15 protein-coding genes are annotated in these 26460 nt (G+C 41.0%); all 15 read right to left on the bottom strand.

All coding sequences use genetic code 11. The features are described 5' to 3' along the window. Positions 1-127: 127 nt before the first annotated feature. Positions 128-1087: a Fic family protein gene (locus FFS26_RS13285; protein ID WP_171006314.1), complete on the bottom strand. Its 960-nt coding sequence runs from the start codon at positions 1085-1087 to the stop codon at positions 128-130. Between the two features lie 147 nt (positions 1088-1234). Beyond that, the gene (locus FFS26_RS13280; RefSeq protein ID WP_137905227.1) at positions 1235-3991 is read right to left on the bottom strand and encodes a hypothetical protein; all 2757 of its coding nucleotides are present in this window, start codon (positions 3989-3991) and stop codon (positions 1235-1237) included. A gap of 41 nt (positions 3992-4032) precedes the next feature. Further along, positions 4033-5061, bottom strand: coding sequence for a hypothetical protein (locus FFS26_RS13275; protein ID WP_137905226.1), 1029 nt, complete (start codon positions 5059-5061; stop codon positions 4033-4035). Then, positions 5054-5857 carry a molecular chaperone gene (locus FFS26_RS13270; protein WP_137905225.1) on the bottom strand — a complete coding sequence of 268 codons (804 nt, stop codon included), beginning with the start codon at positions 5855-5857 and terminating at the stop codon, positions 5054-5056. Before FFS26_RS13270 ends, FFS26_RS13275 begins: the two co-directional genes overlap by 8 nt. A 75-nt stretch (positions 5858-5932) precedes the next feature. Continuing rightward, positions 5933-6457, bottom strand: a complete 525-nt coding sequence (locus FFS26_RS13265) for a hypothetical protein (protein ID WP_110010539.1) — start codon at positions 6455-6457, stop codon at positions 5933-5935. Positions 6458-6771: 314 nt separating this feature from the next. Next, positions 6772-7188 carry a hypothetical protein gene (locus FFS26_RS13260; protein ID WP_137905224.1) on the bottom strand — a complete coding sequence of 139 codons (417 nt, stop codon included), beginning with the start codon at positions 7186-7188 and terminating at the stop codon, positions 6772-6774. 46 nt (positions 7189-7234) lie between these two features. Then, positions 7235-8065 (bottom strand): helix-turn-helix domain-containing protein, encoded by an 831-nt coding sequence (locus FFS26_RS13255; protein WP_110010541.1) that lies wholly within the window; start codon positions 8063-8065, stop codon positions 7235-7237. A gap of 207 nt (positions 8066-8272) precedes the next feature. Then, entirely contained in the window at positions 8273-8821 is a 549-nt protein-coding gene (locus tag FFS26_RS13250) for a hypothetical protein (RefSeq protein WP_110010542.1), read from the bottom strand. Further along, positions 8818-10071, bottom strand: coding sequence for a condensation domain-containing protein (locus FFS26_RS13245; RefSeq protein ID WP_137905223.1), 1254 nt, complete (start codon positions 10069-10071; stop codon positions 8818-8820). Before FFS26_RS13245 ends, FFS26_RS13250 begins: the two co-directional genes overlap by 4 nt. Further along, complete coding sequence (locus FFS26_RS13240; protein ID WP_228449435.1) at positions 10068-11339, bottom strand: condensation domain-containing protein; 1272 nt, start codon at positions 11337-11339, stop codon at positions 10068-10070. Before FFS26_RS13240 ends, FFS26_RS13245 begins: the two co-directional genes overlap by 4 nt. Positions 11340-11354: 15 nt before the next feature. Next, positions 11355-13757, bottom strand: coding sequence for a glycosyltransferase (locus FFS26_RS13235; protein WP_137905221.1), 2403 nt, complete (start codon positions 13755-13757; stop codon positions 11355-11357). Beyond that, positions 13750-14532, bottom strand: coding sequence for an alpha/beta fold hydrolase (locus tag FFS26_RS13230; protein WP_137905220.1), 783 nt, complete (start codon positions 14530-14532; stop codon positions 13750-13752). The genes FFS26_RS13235 and FFS26_RS13230 overlap by 8 nt, the downstream gene beginning before the upstream one ends. Further along, positions 14523-14822, bottom strand: a complete 300-nt coding sequence (locus FFS26_RS13225; RefSeq protein ID WP_002977699.1) for an acyl carrier protein — start codon at positions 14820-14822, stop codon at positions 14523-14525. Before FFS26_RS13225 ends, FFS26_RS13230 begins: the two co-directional genes overlap by 10 nt. Then, on the bottom strand, positions 14810-19063 hold the full coding sequence (locus FFS26_RS13220) for a type I polyketide synthase (RefSeq protein ID WP_137905219.1): 4254 nt from the start codon (positions 19061-19063) through the stop codon (positions 14810-14812). The genes FFS26_RS13225 and FFS26_RS13220 overlap by 13 nt, the downstream gene beginning before the upstream one ends. 19 nt (positions 19064-19082) lie before the next feature. Further along, positions 19083-26105, bottom strand: a complete 7023-nt coding sequence (locus tag FFS26_RS13215; RefSeq protein WP_137905218.1) for a type I polyketide synthase — start codon at positions 26103-26105, stop codon at positions 19083-19085. Positions 26106-26460: the final 355 nt, after the last annotated feature.

The raw sequence follows: 26460 nt of genomic DNA, 5'->3' as shown, positions 1-26460 counted from the left end.
TCCGAGCTCCTCAAACGAAGAAATAAGACAAGTAATTTCTATTTTTCTACTGTTAAAATTTCAATTATTTTATACTCAATATTTAAGAGTTTGGAGGATTTATAGTGTTTAAATTCATTTTGCTTCATTATTCTTTAAACCAATATTCTGTCAACCTCTGTTCTCCGGATTTTAATAAAATGCACTGTTCAATCGCCCATTTCAGGTCTCTGCTTGCAGTTGGGGCAGAAATATTTCTGAAGTTTTGCATATAGTCTTTCCTACTGAACGTATTTTGTTTTACTTTCTCTTTAAATAATAAAATTCTGTCTTCTGTATACAATGTTTTATTTTGAGATTGTAAAAGTTCCTGTAGAGATTCGAGAATAATACTCAGCATAAATTCTATAAATGGGGTAGAATTTCCTTTTTTATCAGATTCTGATAATGTATTGTAATATTCAGTCTGTTTTTGCTTGATGAGGGCTTCTACAGGCAGATATTCAAATACAGGATATTGTTGCATCAGAATTAAGGTCTGCCAGAGTCTGCCCATTCTTCCATTGCCGTCTGTAAAAGGATGTATAAATTCAAACTCATAGTGGAAGACACAGCTTTTAATTAAAATAAGGTCTTTGTCTTTTTTCAGATAAGCAAAGAGGTCTTTCATCAATCCTTTTACCATGGCGCCTCCCGGTGCTATATGTTCTACTTTTGAACCTTTAATGATGCCTACATTAGTGGTTCTTAATTGACCAGGATGGGCAACCAGTCCTTTCATCAGAATGGAATGCGCTTTTTCTAAGTCTTTCAGGTGATAAGGATTTAGTTGATTGATTTCTTCATAAACTTTTATCGCATTCTGAACCTCGAGAATATCTTTTTGGGGTGCAATGACTCTTTTATTTTCCAATAAAGCAGTTATCTGCTCTTCAGTAATGGTATTCCCTTCAATTTCCAATGAAGCCTGAATGGTTTTAATTCTGTTTTTCTTTCTTAATTCAGTGACAGGTTTGTACAGATGGGAAGCATTGATTTCTCCTATTTTTTCAGATATAGAAGCCACTAAGAATAAAATGTTGTCTGTAATGGAATAGGGAGGTTTCATCTCTTTGATAATATCATATGATACTATCAAAGATAGAAAATTATTTGAAAAACGGATTGATATTTTGAAACTATTTTCCTACTCAATAGGTACTTCAGACATATTTCTTAATAACGCAGGGGGTGTAATGAGTTATATTTCATTGCTTTAACTCCCAAACTTCTTCACCCTAATCACCTTTTCCCTTACCTTAATCACAAAAGGCTCCAGTTGTACTATTTTCCCGGCTTCTACTTTGAAAGTATCAGTAGAGCGTTCGCAATAGGTATTGGATGGCAGAGAGTTTTTGTTCAGTTCAATCCTGTAATTTCCGGAGGGCAGGAAGGATGCAAATTCCCCGTTGTCGTCGGTGATGATATGATGTACTAACTGTTCGTTGCGGTAAATATTGAAGAGAACACCACCGACTTTGGGCGTGAAATCTACTGCTGTTTTGGTGTCAAAATCATAGGTTATTTTTCCCTGGGTCGTTCCGTTTTGATGAAGAGGGATCTCAAAAGAGTAGTGGTGTTTGTCTACTGTAAATTCGGTTTCATCGTAATACCAGCCTTGCTGGATCACCTGTTTCAGGGCATACTTTCCGTAAGGGATAGAACGGTAGCTGATAGAACCTGACGGGTCGGTTTTAAATGAAATATTGTTGAGCATAATGAGATAGCCTGCTGCTTCTTTGTCGCCTTCATCATAGATATTGTTTTCGTTCAGGTCATAATAAACAAATGCTTTGATATCACCTTTTTTACCCGGATCAAGGGTACTGTTTCTAAGGTTGACGGTCACACCGGCTTCTACGGTCAACAGATTATTGGTGAAGCTTCCTGCAGTATAACTGAAGTAGGAAGAGTTCAGATATAGAGCGTACTTTTCCCTTGAATACTTCAGGTTCATAAAGCCGGAAGGCGATTTTCCGTACAGAACATCATCCGTATAAGAGACCCCTGAGGTGACATTCAGCTGACGGTTGAAGAAATTTTTATTGACAAAAGCAGAAAGGGAAAGCTTTTTGTAGGGAGTGCTCTGATTCATCATTTTTGAAAAAGCATATTCGGAGAGGAAATAACTTCCATGCTGATAGATCCCGTTCACGGTAAGCCATTTGTAGCTGTAAGTTCCGCTTGCTTTCATCTGAAACTGCTGTTTGTCGTTGTCCGGATATTGTGCCAATCCTGTTTCCATGCTTAAGATGGAGGAGTGTTGCTTATCAGGGCTCAGCCAGGTAAGGTATTCCGTAAAACGCTGGGCTTTAAGCTGTTTTGTGTTCTCGTAAGGCTGGGCATTGAAGAAATTATTATAAGAATTGGAGTTTTCTTCCTGATACTGGTAGCCAAGTCCCATCCCGAAATTCCCTTTTTTAGGGAAGTTGATTCCCGTATCCAGTCTTAGATTGCTCGAATTCAGGGTGTTGTCGTAATAGTAGAACTTAGGTGAAAAATGGGAAGCTGTAATGTTGGCATACACATAATGATCTTTGAAAATCATGGTAGAGAAATTCTGCTGGATCTGCAAAATTCCTCTTCGGTTTCCGGGATAATAATCTGTGCTGTAGAAATAATTTCCGTTCAGATTGATCTTTTTGATCATTCCGGAATATTGGGATTCCAAAGCTAAAGAAGGCTTGGTGGGCTGGTTGTTTTCGTAGAAACTCAGTCCGCCATACACCTTGGTATTGGTTCTCCAGTCTTTACCGAAAGCATACTGAAGGTCTGTTCCGGCTACATGATGTCTGGCTTTTTCATAAGGATCGTCCCTGAAAATATAGGTTCCTGAGATATTGCGGGAAGCGTTTTGAGCTCCCAGGGTTCCTCTGGTATAAAATCCATAACCATATTTCAGAAAAGAATTTCTTTCGATCAGGCTGTAGGTCTGGTCTACGAAACCTGCTTCAATTTTTTTGTCTTTATCAGGAGAAATGTAGGCATATTCGAGCCCTCTTCCAAACATGGAAAGTTCCAGTAATTTATTAATATTTCCGATCGTGAATTCACTGTTTTCCCTGTGATAGGTCAGATAGGTATTATTGACAATAGGATCGCTCTGATTCTTCATGGTATAGATATTCCCCCGGATGAAAATATATCCTGAAGGAAGGTTGAAACCTCCGGAACCTACCAATTGATACATGTCCAGGTTTTCCCCGGCATGCCTGTAACTTGCTGTGATGGTATTCCTGGTAAAGTTGGAAAAAGCGGTGGATTCCATATCTTCATAACGTTGTACCGAAGAAACATTTTGCACAGATACCGTAGTGTTGCCGAATATCTCTCTGTCCGGCTCTCTGAAACCTGCAATATTAACGGAAATCTGAGTGCTTCGGGATCTGATTCGGGAAGGCAGAAAACGGAACACAAAGACTGAATCTTTCTGTACGCCAATACTTCCTGTTTTCTCGATAAAAGCGTTCCCCTGTTCAGCTTCCGGAATTTTAAATACAACCGTTACATGCTGTTTTCTGTTCCCAAGATTGGAAACTCTTGCCCTTACTTCTACCGAATCGGTAGCTTTATTCACATAAATCAGAGGGGTTTCTGCCGTGATGCGCATGGCATTATTTTCAGTAACGGTGTAAGGTATTTCTTTTTCCGCCATTGTTTTATTCTGCTGGTCAGAAAGACGGAAACCCAGACGTGATTCTCCTGAAACGGCATTATTGCTGACTACGATTTTTACCGGAATGAAAAGATGTTCACCGGATTTCATTTCGACCTGAAGACTGTTGCCCGAAATATTCCTGAAACCTTGAGGAATCGTAATGTTTATTTTTCCTTTGAAATCATTTGTGCTTTGATTGTTAAGGACAATGATCAGATCCAGAATGCCTGTTTTATCTGTTCTGGATTCATTACGGATATCAAGACTTATCCCGGAACTGCTTTGCGCCGGAATCCATATCTGAAACGAAATCAAAAAAATGAAAAAGATTTTTTTGAACAGGTCTTGAAGCATGGTTATTGGGGGATAATCTCGTATTGAAGGGTGGTGGAATATTCTTCCGATTTGGCATTAATCAGTCTTTCATCATTGGCTTTGGTGGAATATCGGATATCGTAATACAGGCTGGAGTTTCCCGTGGAGCCTCCTGTCGCAATAAGCTGTGGAGAAGCACTCAGCAGGATAGGATATACATTCCCATTGTTTCCGGAAACGGGGATGAGATTCATTTTTACGGTTCCTAAAGCAATGTAGTTTCCGGTTGGTGAGCTGAACTGCCCCTGAAGAGAACGTAATTTGATCTGGTAATTGGTATTGCTTTTTACAATCAGTCCATTGGAATAAGTGACACTTACTCCGTTGACATAATCCGGCATACTTTTGAATTCCAGTGATCCGTTGACCGCTTTTGCTGAAAACTGAAGCGACATTTCAGGGACATCGGTCGGAGTTCCGCTGAGCGGTCCGATGTGAATCTGAAAATTATGATCAGCCCTGCCAATAATATTGTTGTACCGGTCATACGCCGTAAACTGTACCGGAACATTGAATCTGGTCCAGGAAGGGTAGCTTCCAAGATAGGATCCTCCCATAACGGTCAGGCTATATTTTACCTGCAGGTTATAATAGCCGTTGGGCTGTGGCGGCTGATTGTACAGTGCTGCATTGGACTGTGGAATTAAAAAGACTTCCTGGTTGGCCTGAAGAAAAGTATTCAGCGGCATTCCGATCTGCGGAATGGTGGGTACGGGTCCCGGATAAGCCTGTCCTGAAGTGGAAACCGGCTGAAATGATATCTTGTTGGCAGGCATCGTATAATTTCCGTCTGTAGAAGTGATAGGCTGTTTCAGCCTCATGGATATTTTCCAGTAAGGAATATTAAATGCTCCATTACCGGCCAGGGTAAAGGTGTAGGCATCCGGATTGGTATTTCCGCTGTAGGAATTAATTTGTAAGTAGCTGTTTATCCAGGAATTGTAATTGACCTGTGAGAAGCAGTTCAGAGAGATCAGCAGAAAGAAACAGAAGAATTTTTTACTATTCATAGCTGAAACTTAATTCTCCTAATTCCAGATTGTTGTTGTCTCCGTAATCAATCATTACCGAAGCGGTATACTTTCCTTTTTCAAGGCTTGCCGGAAGAGGGATATCCATTTCTCTTTTATTTCCGGGCATGGAGTAAAAGATAACGGGATCCAGTGATACTTTTTTTCCGGTTTGGGTATTCACAAAGTCAGTGTATATTTTTCCGTCACCCCATACATCGCCCTGATTTTCAAAAAAGAGGTTGATGGTATTGGTTGTTTTTCCGTATACCAGATTCTGGATTTCAAGTTTTTTCGTTTTGGCGGCAGGCAGCTTGTGGAATAATTTGATTCCTGAGCGGATGCTTACCTTGATGTTGGCGCCTTTATGATCCACATCATCTACCGGATTCATCTGGCTTACATATAAAACGGCCGTATGGGCAGCCAGTTGGTCTGAAAGTGCATTAGGAACCGTAATGGTAATCTCAATATCTTTTTTTTCTCCCGGAGCCAAAGTAAAGTAATTATCTTCTTTTTTGACCGAAACCCAACTTGCGCAGGAAGCGGGAAGGGTATTGGCGGGATACGTTACATTCTCACCTTTTTTGTCATACTCCCAGTCTCCAAGGCTTACCGCAAGGTCCAGAGAGTTCTTGGCACTTACATTCGTTACCGTTATTGTCTGGGTATTGCTGTTTCCGTTTCCCGATTCAAAATACAGTCTTGGCGGTGAAACCGAAACTCCTGTTTGTGCGTATCCATGAAAAGATGATAGGAAAAGAAGACTGAAAAGGAAAAGAGAGAGTCTGCTCATGAAGGAGATTAGTTTTTAAATGTTGATAAAGTGCTGGGGTAGGTACAACACTTTATCATTACATAATGATAGCTATTATTGAGAAATAATCGTATACGTCAGCTCAGTAGTGTATACGGTAGGATCTTGTCCTGCGATATAGTTATCCAGGTAAGTATTAGCTCCTGCACCTTTATATTCAATATTGATTTTTTTGTCTACCCCTCCGGTAGAAGAAGTTACCAAAGTAGCTTCGTTAGCTGATAAATGTACATTCTGAGCATATTGAGCGCCGTTTACAGCTTCAGAGCCTGCGCTTGCAATAATCTGGATCGTGTTAGCCTGGATGTTTTTACCTCCCTGCTGTAATACATCATTTCCACCTTTTACTTTTACCTGGAATCCTCCTGTGCTGTAAATGCTTAAGTGATCTGCGTTAAGAGAAGATACACCGTCAGCATAGTCATCTTTAGTTACGTAGTCTAAATTAACGATTTTTTGAGCGTTGTTAACAACAAGAGTTTGGATAGGCTTCAGTCTTACATTCAGCGTTACATTCTGTTGTGCTTGTAATGTTGAGAATCCTAGGATAGCAAAAGAAGCTAAGATCAAATTTTTCATAAGGTTAAGGATGTTTTTTTGTATTAATTGTTTTTAAAATTGCGGTTGCAAAGGTAAATACAAAGAACATCAGGATCTTTGTGAAAAAATACTTATTATTTGTGAATTTTTACGGAGAAATAAGCGCGCACTGATCAATACTTTTTATGAATAATTACATAAAAAGTATCTTTTAAATGCTGATAAAATCACCATAAAGTAAAAAGAATGTTTAATTAATCTTAAACATTAATTTTACTTAATATATAGGGAATGAATAAATTGCAGAATTGTTATTCTCTGCATAGTAATTTTTTTAATCCTTGCTTTATTTTTTACTGAGAAATTAGAGTTAATGTTAAAAAATTCTGCTCGTCACTGCTGTTGGAGCTTAAATCTTCCATTGCATTTTCTAACTCATGATCGATGATATATCTCTCCTGAACCACTCCTTTGTGATGGCTGATAAGAGGGTAATCACCAGATCTTTCCCTGCTGCTTTCGGAATTACCGGAGGCGTCACGATATTCATCATATTGTGCTTTCAGCTGAAATCCGGACGGACTTGAGATGGTTACAGACTGAACTTCCCGGAAGGAAGACTCGTTCCCTTGGTCCGAAAATCCTGTGCCTACAGCAAGCATCTGTACGGGATAAAGCCTAACGTTAAGCCTCAAACCGTCTGCTGCCTGTGCAAATGATTTTGTAAAAGCAAAATAAAGCAAAATGAATAAAATATACTTTGCAAGCATATAACCTATATTTTTCCCCAAAAGGTTACTTATGTAAATATACAAATTATTTCATTTCGGAGGGATTTTTTCCCGTATGTTTTTTAATAAAATTAGTAAAGTTTCCTTCATTGCTGAAACCCAGATCATAAGATATTTCAGAGATGGTGGAGTTTGAGAAACGCAGGGCTTTTTTGCATTCGATAATGAGCTTTTCAATGATGATGTGTTTAGCTGTTTTGCCCAGTACATACTCTGTCATCTCAGTCAGTTTCCTTGAGGAGATATTAAGTTCTTCCGCATAATAAGCTACTTTCTTTGCCTTTTTGTAATCTCTTTGCAGCAGAACTTTGAACCGGTTGACATAATACATATAGTCAAATTTGATTTCCTTTTTGATTTCTTCAGTAGGAATATGCAGAAGGGCATCCAGCATCAGTCGTTCTATAGCATTATGGGCAGCCGCTATATATAAGCTTTCATCTTTTTTCCTAAAACTTTCCATCCGCTCCAGAAAAACCACTCTCATCTGTTCTACATTCAGGAAAGGTGCTATAAATATGTCGGAATTATAATTATAAAAAAGCTGAGAATTGATAAAAAGACTGTCTTTGGTTGATCTTTCATAAAAACTGGATGAAAAAGCAATTGAATACACATCTGATCTTTTGGTTTCACCAAAAACTATTTTCTTTTGCGGCCCTACGAAGGCAATACTTCCTCTTTTTAAAGGGTATGGAACATTCTCTACCGTTAGCTGGATATTTTCCAGAATAATATAAATACAAAAATATTCCAGGGTATTGAATTCTCTTTTGTTGTTATTTCGGGCGATAATAAAATCTAAACGATTGATACTGAATCCTATATTTTTTAACTGATCCGTGATTTTGTACATACATTATTAACCATTCTGTTCAAGAAAAATTCTTGTAAATTATTATATAAATATAAAAAATTTACCAAATAGTAAGTTTTAAAGGAAAAAATTAAGTTGAGCATCCATGAAAATACCCGGTGACCGTCTGATCAACCGGGTATTGTTATATTTTTTTTTCATTGTTAATTCAATGATAGACAATGATGTATGTTTTGTATTGGGAAATTATGTGTTTAAATCAGCTGGGACTGATGTTACTTTGCACATCCATTTTCTTAACCTCCATACGGGTAAGTATACAAAAACCACAGACAGAATTCCGGCCAGCGTTCCCACCACAACAGCCATTGCCGTTGCATCCAGTTTGTAATCTTTTGAAAAATTATACTGTCCTATAAACAGCAGCGACAATACCAATAATCCCGTAATCAATCCATGTAGGATGCTCAGTCTGGTCATCAGCTTTTTGATGTTGAGCTGCTCGTCTACTGTAAACTCTATGGCTTCCTGGCTGGCAGCATTCGTTACTCTTTTGATGATGTCTATGGTAAGAACCACCGGAAGGAAGATGGCCATCGGCAGGGTGAGACGGGCAAGATTTTGGGTTCCTGAAAAAAAATGGGTGTAGCCCAATTCCTTGAAACTGGCGTAAGCAATAATGAAATTAAAAAACACATTCGGAAGGACGTAATAAATCGTACGCTTTATGAGAAAGCGTTTGAGGGTGGTTTTCTTTATCAGTCTGGGCTTCGGAGGCTTTATTTTAAATTTCATAAAGAAGTTGTCAATAGCTCAATGGCTTTATCTTTTATCAGATGAGCTTCCTCTTTGGGAAGAAAATTTTCATTGGACATGAAAGTGAAGTCCATCTGCTGGTTGTACGTACTGGTGACTAAGGTATTTGAGTTCAGCCATGGGAAAGCCACGGTAGGACTAAAAATCGTTTCCAGGCTGAAGTTTTTATAATTATTCGGGATATTGATCTTGCCCATATTGGATAATGTAATGTCATGTCCGCCTTCGCTGGATTTCAGCATATTGATCATCCGCCCTACAACAGGATGCATATGTTCTCCCATCCACAGGAGCTCACGGGCTTCCATCTTATTGATTTTCGCAGTAAGGTCTTTTTTGATCAGCCTGGCATTGTCCATCACATCATTGCTGTTTTTCCTGATGGAAAGCTCCACGGTTGGGGCAAAAGCAAATAAATGATCTTCTTTAATTTCCGGAATAAAATGACGCACATCTACCGGGCTGATCACTTTACCTTTGGCACGGTCTCCCTGAACATCACGGAAGGCCTGCATCACGGAAGAACACAGCAAAGCATGCACAGAAATCTGGTTGGCTTTACATTTTTCAGTGATAAGCCTGGTTTCTTCCTGAGTCATTTTCCAGTGAATGGTATAGCTTTTTCCCTGGTTTCTTTTTTTACTTTTTCGCTGCATGGAAAAGAATATTCTGGCGAACAGAAGGTAAAGGCCGGCCTTATATTTTTTGATTGCTGTATTAAAATCCGAAGGCAGAAAATCATCAACAGATTCAAAAGCAACATAAGGAATTAATGGAGCATAAGGATTGTCCAGCAAACTCAGGAGTTCACGCAGTAAGGTTACTCCGGTGGTTCCATCGGATATGCAGTGAGGCATGACCCAAAGGATTTCGGAAGTATCCTGTCCTTTTACCCATACTACTTCGGCCAATGGTTTTTTGGGTGTTTCAAAAAGTTTAAACCATCGTTTTTCGGATTCTTTGAACCAGTCATCGTCTGTTGTACGTTCTACAATGCGAAGCGGAATAGGTTCAATATCTTTCTGTCCCATAAAATAAGGATAGTTTCCGATGTTATGATCAATATTCGTTCTTAGAATAGGATGCTTCTGCTGGATTCTTATTAAAGCCGCTTTAAAATTTTCTTCAGGAATTTCTCCCTTAATTCTTGCGGTATAAATACAATTTAAAGGTGTTTCCGGATCTACATACATGATCCTTTCCACCATCATTAAGGGTCTTTTGATCATGATACTGCCATTTGTTTTAGTTGAGAATGAATGATCCGCATTACCTCTTCACGAACTGCCAGTGCATCTGTGTAAGGTAAATATCCTTCGCTTCCCATGAATGAAAAATCCATTTCACCCCGGTACGTTGAGGTTACCATTGTACTTGTATTTCCCAGCGGTCCGATTACTGACGGACTGAAAATCGTATCTACCGTAAACTCCTGGTACTCATGAGGAATCTGAATGCGTCCCAGATTGGAAAACATACAATCGTTGGAGGATTTTCCGTTCTTCAACAGCCTGGTGAAATTACTCAGGGCATCATGCCCGGATTCCATGACCATCATGGTGATATAGGGATTCAGTTTTGAGGTCTTTTTTTCCACAGATTTCTGCATAACACGGAGATTATCCTCAAAGCTTAGGTTTTCATCAGAAGAAACGACGATCATCAGCCCGAAAGCGAAAATATGATCTTCTTTGATCTGTCCTGCAAAACGTCTGATGTCTACCGGACAGGAAACTTTATTGAAGGACTTTTCTGCTCTTACTTTTTTAAATGCCTGCAATACCGCCGCACTTAAAAATGTATTTACCGTTACCCCCCGGGATTTGCAGTAAGTGATTAATTCTTTGCTTACCGTTTCATTCAGCTTCCAATGGATGAGGTAATCACTCTGTCTTTCTACAGCTTTTTTGCCTGTAGGAATCCATTTGATCGCGGTAGCAGCCAGCCTACCTATAAATCTGGCTTTCAGTTTTTGTCTGCGGCTGTTCAGAATATGGGCAGGAACCACATCTTCAATTCCTAAAATAGGATTTTCTATCCCGATATCGGCAGCCGTGTTGTCCAGAGCCATTAAAAACTCTTTCAGGAAGGCCATTGCAGAACCACCATCACAAAGACAATGGTGGAACGCAAATAACATGTCAGAAACGTCTTCCCCTTTGATCCAGACAAACCGGATCAGGGGTAATTTTTCGTAATTAAAAATAGTGTTCCATTCTTTCCTGGATTCTTCCTGCCACTGATCTTCACTTTGTCTGGTGACGATTCTTACAGGAATAGAAACCGTTTTTTCAGGAACATTAAACCATGGAATATTTTTTTCATCATGGCTGATCAATGCTCTTAGCCAAGGGTGTTTGTTTTGAATCCGGGCCAGAGCCTGCTGGATCTCTTTTAAGGTAAAAGTTCCTCTCAGTCTGAACGGAATGACCGCGTTAAAAGGTTCTGTTCCGTCTCCCAGTAACATACGCTCACCAAATAGCAATCTTCTTTTCATAGGTTGATTCATAGGCTACACAGAAGCTAATGTTGAATGTTCGTTTACAAAATTTTCTAACAGCTCTACCGCTTTGTCATTTCCTCCGGCAAGGGTGAATGTATTTCTTACTTCCTGAGCGGCAGTTCTGTATTTAGGATTTTCCAATAATTCAAAAACGGTTTCACGAAGGGCCTCTACGCGGAGTCTTTTGTACCGGATGCTGATTCCGCAGCCTGCCTGTTCGATCAGTTTGGCAATATGGAAATGATCATAAGCAATAGGTGTGATCAGCATGGGCAATCCGTTACGGAAAGTATCATTTACCGTATTGAAACCACCGTGGCAGATCACCATATCCATTCGCTGCATCACGGCCGATTGTGGCACAAAGCTGTTCACGATAAAGTTATCCGGCCATTCTTCAAAAATTTCCGGTGGAGTAGCAGCAATCACGGTCACCGGCTGATCTTTAAATGCTGCAATGATTTTTTCAAAAAAAGCTTTTCTGATGTCTACCAGCAGCGTTCCCAATGATACAAAGATTTTTGGAGTGGTGGATGCATTCAGCTTATCCCAGTCAAACGGAGCATCATTCGGACGGCCTTTTACCGGCCCTACAAATTTCATATGAGGCGGAACGGTTTCAAATCCGGCGAAAGCCTGGGAGGTAAATACCATATTCAGTTTGTGAGAATGGATGTAAATTCCTTCCTCATGAATGCCTACTTCTTTCTGAAGGTCTTTGATGAGGTTTTGCTGCCATTCCCAGATTTTAGGGGCACTTTTTTCTGTGTCTCCCATCACATCCGGTGGAACAGGTGTTGTTGTTACACAAGGAATATGATATTTATGAGCGAAAAGAGCGCCTCCGAAAGTAATACAGTCGTTCACGATGACATCCGGCATCCAGCTTTCTGTCAGTCTGGTTAATCCCGGCATCATCATTTTAGCGAAAGGAACATAGGTTTCTTCCAGTGCCAGTTTCATTACTTCAGGTCCAGAGCATGCGGGTCCGTCATCCTGTCTTTTCAAAATACGGGCAATTTCTTCCTGATATGGGATAAGATCTTCTTCAGGATAGAAATAAGAACCTCCTTCAGGAATATGTTTGCTGTCTAAAGGGGTAATCCCGAACCATTTTACTTCATGTCCGCGGGCAATCAGACTTGCTCCCACACTTAAAGTAGGGCTCACATGTCCGAAAAACGGCGGAACAACGAATAAAAATTTAGACGGTTTTTCAGGTTTTGAAGCCTTTGATAGAGCCTGTTCCAATAAGGTAGCTGCTGTAGCTGAGCCTCCTGCTTCCACAAAAGACTGACCTACTTTCTGGGCTGCTTCACGGTAGCTTGGAGTATTTAAAATCTGTTGTACAGCTTCTCTCAGGTGATTGGCTTTAAATCTGTTAAAATTAAGACGCTCACCCGCTTCTGTACGCACTACACGTCCTGCAACGTGCGATTGATCATAGGCAATCGGAATCACAACCAAAGGAATACCATTGGATAATGTTTCAGAAACGGTATTATGACCACCATGGCAAACTACACCATCCAGATGAGGCAGCAGATCCAGCTGAGGAACCTGTTGATATACCATAAAGTTATCTGGCCACTGCTCGAAAAGCTGTGGATCAGAAACGACTACAACGGTTAAATCTTCATCTTTGAAGGCATCAATAACCTTTTGGAAAAATGCTTTTTTATGATCGTGATCGAAGGTAGTGCCAATACTTACCAGGATCTTTTTATTGCCTTTGCTTTTTAATCTCTCCCAGTCGAATTCACATGAAACACGTCTTTCCGTAAGAACCGGACCTGTGAACTGGTATTGGGACGGCAGATCTTCCATTTCCCCAAAGAAATAACCGGAAGTCAAAACCAGGGTCAGAAGGTCTGACGTCGCCAGAGAACGTTCTTCCTGGAAACCCAGTTCTTTCTGCAGATCGATGATCTGATTCACTTCCCATTCGTGTACTTTTGGAAGCTCATTCATAATTTTGATGGCTGCCGGAGCGGTAACGGAAGTGGCACAAGGAATTCCAAGCATTTTTGCAGCAACCGGGGCAGCAAATAACTGATGATCTCCGATAACCAAATCGGGCTGCTCTATTTTTAATAATGAAACAATACCATTATAACAATGTCTGTTCAGCGGGATAAGAACCTCTTCGTACAGAAACTTAACGCTGTCTATACCATACACTACTTTTTTGGAAATAATATCTAGATATTGTTCACTTTCTTTTTTTTCTTCGTCGGTCTGATCGTATTGGATCAGTAATAATTTTCCTCCCTCGGGAAGTTTAGCCTCTAAAGTCGGGTCAAGGCTGATCCAGGCTACCTCATGTCCTCTTTCCAGCAAAGTAGCACCGATGCTTAGAGTAGGGTTGACATGACCTGTGAGTGGTGGAACTATAAATGCAAATTTAGCCATGGTTTTGTGTTAAAATTTTAAATAAAAATTGAGCGATCGTTTCAGCAATGCGCTGAGGTTCCTGGATAGGAATATTGTGATCACCCGGAATTAATTCAAGTTCAGACTGGTTGATTTTAGATTGCAGCCACTCACCGGTAGGTCTGCAATTGGAATCAGCGCCATAAAGCAATAGAGTAGAAGCTGTCAGTTTGCTGAAGTCGGTTTCACCCAGGAAATGTTTTTCCCTGATCATATCTGCTTTAATGCTGGTCTGGTTAAACAGAAATTCATACATACGGTGGTTCTTCTCCATTTGTCTTTTGCCCATCTGTACTTTGGTGGTATCTGTAAAATTGGCCACGTAATGCTCAAGAAACTCTTTGCTGTATTCATCAATGATGTTACGCGCTTTTTCATCCTGAGGATCCGGAGCTTCCATCACCACAAGCTGATTCACGCGGTCAGGATATTCCAAAGCTGTTTTTAAAGCGATAAGACCTCCGAAGCTGTATCCGACAAGGTGTACTTTTTCCAGTTGAAGATGATCTATTAAACCTATCAGATCGGAAGACATGTTATCAAGGTCGTAGCCATCCAGAAAACGCTCACTCATACCGTGGCTTTTCAGATCGTACATCACCACATGGAAATGTTTTGCCAGAATTGGGGCAATATTAAAATAATAAATGGACAGGTTACTGAACATACCGTGGATGAGTACCACGGTTTGTTCGGCTCCTTTGTTGAGTTCCTGTATATGAACTTGTCTGTTATTGACAGTGATTATTGGCATTCGTAGATATAATTGATGATCATACTAAGGTCAAGATTGATCAGCTGGTCAAGATCCATAGAGGATAACCAACCTGTAAAGTCGATCTGATCGCCAAAATGTGCCTTGATCTTTTCAGAGAAAGAGACAATTTCAATACTGTCCATTTCAAGATCTTTGGTGAATGAACTTTCAGGAGTAATATCCATCTCTTCTACAAATTCAGCACCTATCACTTCAGTAATAAAACCTTTTAATAAAGTAAAAAGTTCTTCGTGGTTCATTTTTAATGTTGCGTTTACAGTGTCCATCCGATAATATAATTTTTATGTTTAATAGTTTTGATTTCAATATTGTTGATCCACAGGTGATCGTCTTTTATTTCTTCGACTTCGAAGGCTTTAGGATTTCCTTTCAGTCCTGTTCCCAGGAACTTTCCATAAGCTTCTTTGGCTACCCAGAAACGGGTGGTCCATTCTGCCTGATCTCGGTCTTTTAATAAGGTTAATTCTTTGTCGGTAAATACCATGTCGTAGAATCCTGAACTGCGTTCTTCCATCAGTTCCATATCAATTCCTACAGATTTTCCATATCTCGCGATCCCAACAGCTTCTTTTCCTTTATGAGCCAGAGAAATATGGATGTTATCTGTAAAATCACTGATAAGGTGAGGTTTCCCCACTTCATCGGAACGGATTTCAAACGTGATCGGGAAGCAGGCATGATTTTTTTCTTTTCGAAGAAGATTTCTTACGGCATCTTTCACCGCCACACGGCTTACCATCCAATTTTTCTTTTTGTTAGGTAACAATTGCTGATGATGTTGTTTTTCCGTTTGGTTGAAATATCTTTTCAGGATAAAATCCCATGAAGCAACTCTGGTATAGGCTTGGTGGAAGAAGAATACATCAGGAGCAATTTCTTCCGAAAGGCGGTTGTGCAGTGGTGACATGGAAACATTCCATAAAGCGGCATCAATTTCCAGTCTTCTGTTTTGCCATCCGGTAATCGCGCACCATATTTTTCCGTCTCTTTTCAGGATAATGTCTGCGATGGCGAATTCATCATTCAATTCAGTCAGCATGCAGGTACATTCAAAAATACCTTCCTGATCATGCATATCTCCGAAGAATTCAATATCTCTGATTTTTACAGGGAATGCAATACGGTCTTTCACCAAAGTAAGCTGCAGCCAAAGTCCGAACAGCTGTCCTGCATTGTCAAGCAATGAACCTTTACCTCCGTTTCCTTTTATCTTCCCGATGATTCCTTTATCTCCTACGGCAGAAACTTCTGTAATTCCCTGATATTGGTCTCCATGGAACATGTGCATGTCGTAGATTTCTTCAGGGGTTCTTTCGATAGGTAAAAGATTACCGATGGAAAGATTGAAGTCAGGTGTTGGAACAGGACCCGATTTTAAGACTACTTCTGCGTTGGCAAAGTTTTCAATGTCAAGATAGGCATGATTCGGTGAACGCCATTCTCCTTTTACGGTTTTTTCGAATGGTTTGGCAACATTCATCCATTGGAATACACTTACATTCATGATTTTATGAACCAATGTTCCCGGAATTTCTGCTTCTGCAATTTCTGCAAGCTGTTCAAAGATCATCGTCATCGGGATTACCGGTTCCATATCTGCTACATGAGCCCATCCTTTAGGCTGTCTCAATAAGCTGTGGTCGATCAGGTAAGGATGACTTTCCAGCGTTACATATAAATCTTTTGTAAAATTTGTACTTCTTACGGGTTGTGGAGCAGCCTGAACTACAGGTGCAGGTCTTTGGATAGTGATTTCCGGACGGTTCTGGAATAAAGTCAATACTTCTTCCTGCATACGGATCATATCGGCAACGTTATCCTGGAATGCCTGTACCAGAGGATGTCCGCTTTTTGTGGCAATAGCTGAAGCTGTTGCGGCATATTGTTTTGGCGTGTCAAAAGACTGAGCCAACGCTTTCACCTCTTTAAAATTACGGATGATAGGTGAACCTAATTCCAGTTTAATACCTTTTCCTGACGGTCTTTTCGAATGATTTTGAATCTCTAAAAAGTCAAGGGCAATTGTTTTTCCTTCTACAAATAATGAAGCAACTACTCTTTGTAATTGAGCCAATGCAGAACGGGTAGGAACGCTGGAAGCAATCGTACTGAATGCTTTTCCTTTTAACGTATCATCAATAAACCCGATCAGTCCTCCTGTACCGACCTGAATGAAGACTCTTGCGCCTTCTTCGTATAATTTGTCTGTCAGTTCACGGAAACGGACAGGTTCTACCAAATGTTCGGCACTCAGTTTTCTGATCGCTGCCTGATCTGCAGGATAAGGTTCTAAAGTGGTGGCAGACCACAATGGGATTTTCGTCTGCTGGAACTGTGCTTTTTCCATTCCCGCAAGGATCACATCCAGCTTATCTGCAATAAAAGGAGAGTGGAATCCAGACTGGAACGGCAGAACCTGATGGAAGATCTGTTTTGCTTTTAACAAGGGAACCAACTCATCCAGAGCAGTATTGCTTCCGCAAAGAATCACCTGATTAGGGCAGTTGTCATTGGAAATATATAAGTCTGAAATTTCTGAAATAAAAGGCTGTACTACCTCAATTCCGGCACCTATAGCGATGAATCTGGAATCTTTTAATTCAAAAGTTTCAGGATTCAGTACATCAATTAAGGCTTTTACAGAATTGGCTTCCGCTAATTCCGAAGAGTAACCGGCCAGCCATTCTCCTAAACTGTGCCCTGCATTCATATCCGGAATAATTCCCAGTTTTTTCAGTGAATTATCAAGGATACTGCAGTTGTTGAAAATGTTTAAGGCATCGGTTAGAAGCCCTTCACCTTCTGTTTCGATAGGTGCTGATAACCCGAAATAACGGCTTACCGTTTCTACCTCACCTTTTGCCAGACCATCTAATCCTGGGAATACAAAGGCTACTTTACCGCCATCTTTTAATAATGGGGCAGAAGTGTACCAGATATCCTGTTTGTTTTTCCAGATGATATTTTTGGAAACAATTTTAATGGCTTTTTCCAGTCTTGCAGGCGTAGGATCAAATATCGCAACCCTGAAATTTCCTTCACCAATGGTTGTTTCATTATTTTGTAATGCGGAAAGCAATTCTTCGTGTGTTGGTCTTGCCAGAATTAGCACCTTATCTTTTTTCGGCATATCATAGCCTTCCAGAACAACGTGTGCATTGATTCCTCCGAATCCGAAAGCATTCACCGCAGCTACTTTTGGAAGCCCTGTTTTTGACCAGTTTCTGGCTTCCTGTACCGGTTCGAATCTTGTGTTCTGCATCTCCGAAGTCGGATTTTCGCAATATAGGGTTGGTGGTAAAGTATCGTGATGTAAGGCAAGACAGGTTTTAATTAATCCTGCAATGCCTGCAGCCGGCATCGCATGCCCGATATTGGATTTCACAGATCCGATACCTGCAGCCGGAGCAGTTTCTTCTTTTCCAAAGAATTGAGCCAAGGTCTGAAGTTCTGTTTTATCTCCAAGCGGTGTTCCTGTGCCGTGAGCCTCAAGATATCCCACTTTATTTTTATCTAAATCAGCATTGATCCATGCCTGTTCCAACGCTTTCAGCTGACCTTTTACGGACGGACTCATTACGCTGGTTCCGGTACCATCACTGCTTACGCCAACGCCTTTAATGACCGCATAAATCTTATCCTGATCGCGAACGGCATCTTCCAGTCTTTTTAACACAACGAAACCACAGCCTTCACCAATCAGCAACCCATCAGCATCACTACTGAACGGCTTGATCTGCTGCTGGCGGGACATGGCTCCCAGCTGGGCAAAAATACTCCAGAAGGCAGCGTTCTGTCCTGTGTGTACACCTCCTGCGATCATGATGTCGGAACGGCCTCTCTGAAGTTCCTGTACGGCATGGTCTACAGCAATTAAAGCGGATGCACAAGCGGCATCTACAGTGAATGCAGCACCTCCCAGATTGAAACGGTTGGCGACAAGTGAAGCAACAAGATTGGGAATTAATCCCATCGCAGTATCTGCTGCAAAACGGCCTTTACGTTCCTGAAATGCATACTTTACCTTTTCAATATCGGAAGAAGAAACGTGAGGCAGCAATTCCTGCAGTAATGAAGAAATCTGTTCTCCGGTTCTTACAATTTCGATAGCACGGGTTGCTCCCGGACCGGTATAGTTTCCTTTCCCAATGATAATTCCTGCTTTGTCAAGAGAAGCATTCTTTTGAAATATACCTGCATCTTCCAGTGCTTTCTGTACCAGATCAAGGGTAAGCAAATGGTCAGGTTCCGTTCCTTCAACGGCTAATGGCAAAATACCAAATGCGGTAGGATCGAAAGTATAATCAGGGATAAACCCTCCACGCTGACAGTAAAAACGGTCAACGGGACTTGTGGCATCACTGAAATGAACAGGATCTATCCGATCCGCCGGAGCGAGTTCGGTAGAATCAACTTTATTGATAATATTCTGCCAGAAAGTGTTGGCATCCTGTGCCCCGGGAAAGACACAGGATAAACCAATTACAGCAACATCTGTTTTTTTCATACTTTGTTTATACAGTGTTTTACCAATTATTTCCTGACATGATCAGCACCTGGCTTTCTGTTCCGTATTTAATTTCGTTAAGGAAGATTTCTTTTCCTTCATCCAACGGGATCATAGAAATACCTCTGCGCTCGTACTCAGATTCCAGAGTGGAAGAAACCATTCCGGCTCCTTTCCATGGTCCCCAGTTGATAGAGATTACTTTTCCTTTTAATCTTTTGTTTAAAGCATTCGCGTAATCATCCAGTACACTGTTGGCTGCCGCATAATCTGTCTGACCTTTGTTACCGTATACTGAAGCAATACTTGAGAATAATACTACAAACTGACAATCTGAACGAAGCTGTTCTGCCAATACACGTAGGGGTTTTACTTTGGTATCAAATACACGTCCGAAAGAGCTTGTCGTTTTTTGCTTGAATAATTTATCTTCTAAAAGACCTGCTCCGTGGATGACTCCATCCAGGCGGTCGTATTTTTCATAGATATTGCTGATTAATCTGCTCAAACCTTCTTCGTCACAAAGATCCAGCGATTGGTAAATGATCGTATTTCCAAGTTCTTCCATATCACGGATAGTACGAAGAATCTGATTGTTTTTGAAAATTTTCGTTGTTTCTTTTTCAATCTCTGCCGGAGAAGTGAATTGTCCGGATCTGATCAGAAATCCTCTGATTTCTTCTTTGGTTTTCATTCCCTCAAAGTCTTTAGCCGAAAGCTCATTTCTCGGGTCTGCCGATCTTCCTACCAGAATATAGGTGCAAGGATAAGCCTGAGACATATGTTTTACCAGTTCGGCGGTGATCCCCTGTGCACCTCCGAGTACCAATACCACAGATTTCTGATCTAATTGTATATGCGCTTCATGTAAGCTTGTTGATAATGGAGAAGGAATGATGTCTATTTTATGTCTCTGATCATTTTTGTAAATGATTTCAGCTGGTTTATCATTCGTAAGGATTTCCTTTAAGGTGATTTCAGCAATCTGATCCACTTCCTGAGGCGTGCTAAGGCTGATCAGTCTGCAGGCTGTATTGTCAAATTCTCTGGCTAAACTTTTGAAAAGTCCCGGATATCCCTGATGATGGCGCAATACACTTACATCTGTGATTTCCTGAATATGTGCAGGAATATCAGAAATAAGATATACCCATTTTGCTTTATCAAAATCCAGTTTCTTGATCAGATCTACATGATCGATAATGCTTGGTTTATCTGCTGCTGAGAACAGGTCCAGCATAATTAATCCGTCAATGTTGGAAAGATCTTTTTCTGTATCTGCCACTTCTACGATGGCTCCGTGTTTTTCCAGAGCTTCTTTGATTGCGGAGGTATGAGTGCTGTTATCCTGGGTAATGGCAAAACGTTTTCCCTGCAATACTTCTGTGTTTTGCACTAAAGAAGGATCAGTAGGCGTGATGTCAAAACGAAGACGTGACAATACATTTTGAGCTGGTTCTGCTGTATTTTCTGTTTTCACTTCCTGAGTTGCTTCGTTGGTTTCCCCATTCATTTCACTGATCCAGCTTGCCAGACCGCGAAGTGTTTTAATAGCTGCCAGTTTTTCCATTAAATCATCTGCCTGTTCCAGGTTTTGACCGAAACCGATTTTGGTTTTAAGATCACCAATAATTTCCATACGTTTAATGGAGTCTATACTCAAATCTGCTTCCAGATCAAGATCCAGACCCAGCATTTCTTTTGGATATCCTGTTTTTTCGCTCACGATATTCAAAATAGCATTTTGAAGGTCTTCCAGAGAAAATGCCGGCTGAGCCTGTGGTTTTGAAGCTGTTGATTCGGCCGCAGATCCATTTTTTTCTGTGGCAGCAGTTGTTTCAGCACCTGAGAATTCAGTAAGCCATGAAACTAATCCGCTTAATGTTTTTATACCTGCCAGCTGCTCCATAACGGTGTCTTCGCTAGTGTTTCCGTTGCCCAGAGTTCCCAGTTCGTTACGAAGTGTTCCGATGATTTCAACTCTTTTAATAGAATCTATACTTAAATCCGCTTCCAGATCCATTTCCATACCCAGCATTTCCTGAGGATATCCTGTTTTGTCACTTACTACCTGTAGTAATAGGTATTTAATATCCCTTGACGGAGCTTGTTTTACAGGAGTTACAGCTACAGGTTGCTGATGAACTGGCTGAACCGGAATCGTAGATATAGGTTGGTGTGCAGCAGCCGGTGCTGGTGAATGGTATACAGGAGCAGGAAAAGCCTGAGGGTTCTGTCCCATAAAGGAAAGCATCACATCCCGTTGTGCCTGTATCATTAATTTCATACTGTTTAAATATTCCTGCAGCATACGTTCAGCGGTAGATTGTGCTTCAGCTGCCGGTGCCTGATGATTCGTAGTAAAATTGTTCATGGGAATAGGGTTTATGAGTGGTAATGCACCATTAGATGGCAGATTACCATGAGTTGGATGGGCAGTCTGCCCGTTAACACGCCAGATGGCTGGACTTTTCTTATAAAGCTCAGGTTGGTTTAGATCAATAACCTTCACGTTTCGGCCATCAAAAAGTTTTTCAATATTAAAGCTTCGGCCGGTTCCTAAATATTGTGCCAGCATACAAAGCAGGTGACTGAATTTATTGTGGCTGTTGTCTTCAACATATAAGGTCAGCTGATCTTTTTCCAGACAGGACTTGGTTAATCCGGTAAGAACTTTTCCCGGTCCTACTTCAATGAAGATTCTTGCTCCGTCATTGTACATGGCCTGCAGCTGTTCTACAAATCTTACAGGCTGTACCAGGTGATCAGTAAGTCTTTCTTTTATTTCTGCCGGATCTGCCGGATATACTTCTGCTGTGGTATTGGACCACACTGGAATCTGCATTTCCCCAAAAGGAATATCTTTCAATACCTCAGCATATAATTCCTTGGATTTTGCTAACAACGGACTGTGGAATGCACAGGCGACTTCCAGTTTTTTAGCAGAAATCCCTTCCTGTTTAAGTGTCTCAAGCAGTTTATTGATCGCATCCGTATTTCCGGCGATCACACATTGTGTTGGCGCATTGAAGTTGACAGGATAACATCCTTCTATTTTCGCAATAATCGGTTGCAAACGTTCCGCTGTAGCGCTTGCTGCCAGCATTGAACCCGGATCTCCTCCTTCCACAGAATTTAAAATAGACTGAGCTCTCTGAACACTTAAATCTACCAGTTTATTTTCATCAAATACTCCTGCAAAGCATAAAGCCGGAATTTCACCGTAGCTGTGGCCTGCCAGCATATCTGGAATAATACCCAATGATTCTAAGAATTGAGCCAATGCAAGGTCTACAATTCCTAAAAGTGGTTGTGCCAAACGGGTATCTTTAATGGTTTCTTTCTGTTGTTTTAAGTCAGCCTCATTAAACGTTTTGGATGGGAAAACCACTTTTTCAAGCTCAGGATAATGATCAATAATCTTACGCATGGCCGGGAAAACGACAAATAAGTCACGGGCCATATTGATTCTCTGGCTGCCTTGTCCGGGGAATGTGAACGCTACTTTACCTTCTTTTTTATTCACGGTAAATGTATCTTTAGTCTCAATTCCTAGCAATACCAGCTCAACCTTCATCATCAGATCTTCAACCGTATCAGCCACAATGCTGAACTGTATAGGCTTTTCTGAACTGATGCTTAAGCTGTAGGCAATATCCTGTAACGGAATACCATCATTAATTTCTAATAAAGTTTTAATCTGACCGGACTGTTCTTTCGCTTCTTCATACGTATCTCCACGGAAAACAAACAGTTCTGAAGGCCATGACTGCATGGCAATTGAATCATCCTGCTTTGGATGGTTTGCAATAACGGTATGGAAGTTTGTTCCTCCAAATCCGAAAGCACTGATTCCTGCATAACGGTTTTTCTCTGCCCATAATCCACTTTCTGCATGGAATGCAAACGGACTGGTTTCTGCATTGTAATACGCGTTAGGCTGCTGAAGGTGAAGGGTAGGTGGCTTTACACCGTGATATACTGCAAGAGAAGCTTTGATTAATCCTGCTAATCCTGCTGCACATTTTGTATGACCAATCTGTGTTTTTACAGATCCTAAATGAGTCTGCCCGGGTAATGCCCCTGAACGGCTGAATAAATTAGTCAGTGCACTTAATTCGGTTTTATCACCTACCACCGTTCCTGTACCGTGAGCTTCCACTAATCCAACAGATGCAGGGCTTATACCTGCCTGGGTGTAAGCACGTTCTAATGCTCTTACCTGACCTATCTGTCTTGGAGCAGTCAAGCCCAATGCTTTTCCGTCACTGGATCCTCCAACTCCTTTAATCACTGAATAAATACGATCTCCATCACGTACGGCATCCTCATATCTTTTTAAAACAAGGATAGCAATACCTTCTCCAAGAGCAATACCGTCTGCATCGCTGTCAAATGTAGCACATCTTCCTTTTCTGGATAGGGCATGCGTGCTGGAGAACATCAGATAATCGTTAATTCCATTGTGTAAGTCTGCACCTCCGGCAAGAACCATATCAGATTTTCCTAATACAAGTTCCTGACATGCCAGATCAATGGCTGCCAAAGAAGAAGCACATGCTGCATCTACCGTAAAGTTTCTTCCACCAAGGTCTAATCTGTTCGTAATCCTACCTGCGATTACATTTGCCAGAATACCCGGGAAAGAATCTTCAGTAGTATGTGGGAAGGCTTCTTTTACTTCTTCATGAAGTTCTCCGAAAACCTGCTTATAATATCCTCTGAAACTATAGCTGTTGGCAAGATCATTTCCTCCTTCAGCGCCTATAATGACAGAAATGTTTTCTCTGTTGATGTGTTTTTCTCCATATCCTGCATCTTCCATGGCACGCTTGGCAACCAATAAAGTTAACAGTTGAGTAGGTTCAATAGCGGCAAGAGATTGTGGTGGAATACCGAATGCCAGCGGATCGAAATCAATTTTGGGAATAAATCCTCCCCATTTGGAGTGGGATACATCCGGTCCGTCAGAATCCGGATGGTAGTATAATTCCTTATTCCATCTTTCGTCGGGTACTTCAGTGACACTGTCTTTTCCAAGAATGATGTTTCTCCAGTACTCATCAAGGTTTTTAGCTCCCGGGAAAATACATTCCATTCCCACGATGGCGATGTCCAGCGGTTTTTCCGTAGAAACGGGTTCTTCCGGTAATGCCGCCTTCTGAATATGTTCGTAATTGTCTACAACGCTTTGATGAAGTGCTGCCAATGAGATCACACGATTCTGCATGGTGGCAACCTGTCCGATCATATACATTCCCAAATCCAGCTGATCCTCTTTAGGAATATTGACAAGCTTATCGCCCTGACGTTCTATGCCTTTAGCAGCAATACGTAAACGGCCTACATTTAATTTTTCAAGCTGTTCCCAGACTTGTTTTTTATCCATTCCGGCAGCAAGAAGTTTTGCTTTTTCGGTATTGAAATGGTGGGCAAATGCTGTATTTAAACAACGGGTTTCGTGTCCTGGAGCTGTTTCCAGCAAGACCGTATCTTTTGCCTGCATAGCCTGGGACTGAAATTCTTCCTGAATGGCTCCTGTCTGTACAGCTTCATGAGTATACAGATAGGCTGTACCCATCAATACCCCGATTTTTACTCCTCTTGCAGCTAAAGGGGCTGTCATGATGGAAACAAATGCTGTTGAAAAGGCGTTATGAATTCCCCCTGCAAAAAATACACTGATGTTTTCAGGATGCTCTTCTTTTAAAATACGTTCAATTTGTTTTTCCCAAAGAACCGTACTGGACAGCGGACCTACGTGGCCTCCGCATTCACGTCCTTCAAAAATAAAGTTTTTAGCTCCTTCTTTAAGGAAAATATCCAGAAGAGCAGGGGAAGGAACATGTAAGAATGATTTTATTCCCGCTTTCTCAAATACTTTGGCCTGTGCGGGTCTTCCCCCTGCAATTAAAACTACCGGAGGTTTTGCTTCCAGTATATAAGAGGTTTGCTCATCTCTTAATTCCTGAGGGGCAAATCCTAAAATTCCTACTCCCCATGTTTTTTCTCCGGCCAGCTTTTGGGTGTCCATTACCAGAGACTTTGCAGCTTCTCCTTTTAATAAGGATAAAGCAACAAAAGGTAAAGCTCCGGCATCTGCTACTGCGTTGGCAAATGAAGGAACGTCACTCACACGGGTCATCGGACCCTGAGCAATAGGGTATTGCAGTCCCAGTTCCTGAGCTAAAGAGTTTCCTTTATCAATTACTTTGAGTGCTTTTGCCTGCTTCAGATGTCCATACATGGCTTCTTTGAAACCGAAAATAAGTTTTTTCAGTGTTTTGAAATCTTCATACAGATCTGTGGCCAGCGAAATGTCCTGTCCCATTGGAATGTAACAAGTGCTGAGATCCAGGCCTGTAAAATATTGTTTCAAATCTCCGGCAGTTGCATTCTCGGGTAAGGAAGGTGAGTTGGGTCTCACCAATACGCGATGGTTGGCAATCACCTTAGTTTCTGTACCATTCAGTTTTGAGCATATTTCTTTCAGATCCTGAGGAACTGCACTTTCGGGGAACAACGCTAGCTGGCTGTCCAGTACAATTCCTGTTGCTCCCAAAGCTTTTGTTGCCGCTGCGGTATGGAGACCTATTCCTCCCTGTACCCACACCGGAATGCTCTGGATTTCTTTGATCACACGCTGGAATAATACAAACGTGGATTCATAGCCTACCCATCCGCCTGCTTCATTTCCTTTGATAATGATTCCTTCTGCTCCCGCCTGTTCAGCCTGTCTTGCTTCTTCCAGACTCGTTACCTGATAAACTGCAGGCAGCGCAGAGGGCTTAGACATTCCGAATGGAAGGATCGCAAATCTTACCTTTTCAGGAATTTGAAGAGAGACGAAGTTGTCTGCAGAAAAATAAATACCATAAGATGGTACGTCTATCTGATCAAGTTGATGTAACGCTTCCTGTGCAGCCGTTATCTCATTTCCTAAACTTAAAACGGGGAATGCACCCGCCTGGTGTAATCTGGATATAAGAGTAACGTCCGGCTTTTCAAAAGGCGTCAGTCCAATAATGGTTAAGTTTTTCATGGCGTGATAATTATTGAATGATAGCAGAGATTCATAACAACATGCTTTGCCTTTCGGTAATAAGGCAATTGCTTATCATTATGATATAATAAAATTGGTTTTTGTTAGATCGTTAACGAATTGAATCGTTTTTTGGCAATTATTCAATGATCTATTGGTTTGGAATAGATTGCATAATATAAGGTTAGTGTCCGGTTGTTCAAAGGGCATCAGCCTGATTGTGGTCAAGTTTTTCATAGCATTTACGGTATTGGGATAGTTAATGTTATTTCATAACAAAACATCAATATCACTGGGATATACCTGTGTCTTATACACATCACCGAGCCCACGAGACTCATGAGCAGATCGTATG

The organism is Chryseobacterium sp. 2VB (assembly GCF_005503635.1).
Taxonomy (GTDB): Bacteria; Bacteroidota; Bacteroidia; order Flavobacteriales; family Weeksellaceae; genus Chryseobacterium; species Chryseobacterium cupriresistens.
Note: the sequence above shows the minus strand (reverse complement) of the source record. Positions and strands in the feature narration are given on the sequence as shown.

What these genes read in the sequence shown, in the direction of transcription:
- FFS26_RS13220 (WP_137905219.1), bottom strand. Translation starts at nt 19,063, where the DNA reads ATGAAAAAAACAGATGTTGCTGTAATTGGTTTATCCTGTGTCTTTCCC.
- FFS26_RS13250 (WP_110010542.1), bottom strand. Translation starts at nt 8,821, where the DNA reads ATGAAATTTAAAATAAAGCCTCCGAAGCCCAGACTGATAAAGAAAACC.
- FFS26_RS13245 (WP_137905223.1), bottom strand. Translation starts at nt 10,071, where the DNA reads ATGATCAAAAGACCCTTAATGATGGTGGAAAGGATCATGTATGTAGAT.
- FFS26_RS13235 (WP_137905221.1), bottom strand. Translation starts at nt 13,757, where the DNA reads ATGGCTAAATTTGCATTTATAGTTCCACCACTCACAGGTCATGTCAAC.
- FFS26_RS13215 (WP_137905218.1), bottom strand. Translation starts at nt 26,105, where the DNA reads ATGAAAAACTTAACCATTATTGGACTGACGCCTTTTGAAAAGCCGGAC.
- FFS26_RS13270 (WP_137905225.1), bottom strand. Translation starts at nt 5,857, where the DNA reads ATGAGCAGACTCTCTCTTTTCCTTTTCAGTCTTCTTTTCCTATCATCT.
- FFS26_RS13255 (WP_110010541.1), bottom strand. Translation starts at nt 8,065, where the DNA reads ATGTACAAAATCACGGATCAGTTAAAAAATATAGGATTCAGTATCAAT.
- FFS26_RS13285 (WP_171006314.1), bottom strand. Translation starts at nt 1,087, where the DNA reads ATGAAACCTCCCTATTCCATTACAGACAACATTTTATTCTTAGTGGCT.
- FFS26_RS13265 (WP_110010539.1), bottom strand. Translation starts at nt 6,457, where the DNA reads ATGAAAAATTTGATCTTAGCTTCTTTTGCTATCCTAGGATTCTCAACA.
- FFS26_RS13225 (WP_002977699.1), bottom strand. Translation starts at nt 14,822, where the DNA reads ATGGACACTGTAAACGCAACATTAAAAATGAACCACGAAGAACTTTTT.
- FFS26_RS13240 (WP_228449435.1), bottom strand. Translation starts at nt 11,339, where the DNA reads ATGAAAAGAAGATTGCTATTTGGTGAGCGTATGTTACTGGGAGACGGA.
- FFS26_RS13275 (WP_137905226.1), bottom strand. Translation starts at nt 5,061, where the DNA reads ATGAATAGTAAAAAATTCTTCTGTTTCTTTCTGCTGATCTCTCTGAAC.
- FFS26_RS13230 (WP_137905220.1), bottom strand. Translation starts at nt 14,532, where the DNA reads ATGCCAATAATCACTGTCAATAACAGACAAGTTCATATACAGGAACTC.
- FFS26_RS13260 (WP_137905224.1), bottom strand. Translation starts at nt 7,188, where the DNA reads ATGCTTGCAAAGTATATTTTATTCATTTTGCTTTATTTTGCTTTTACA.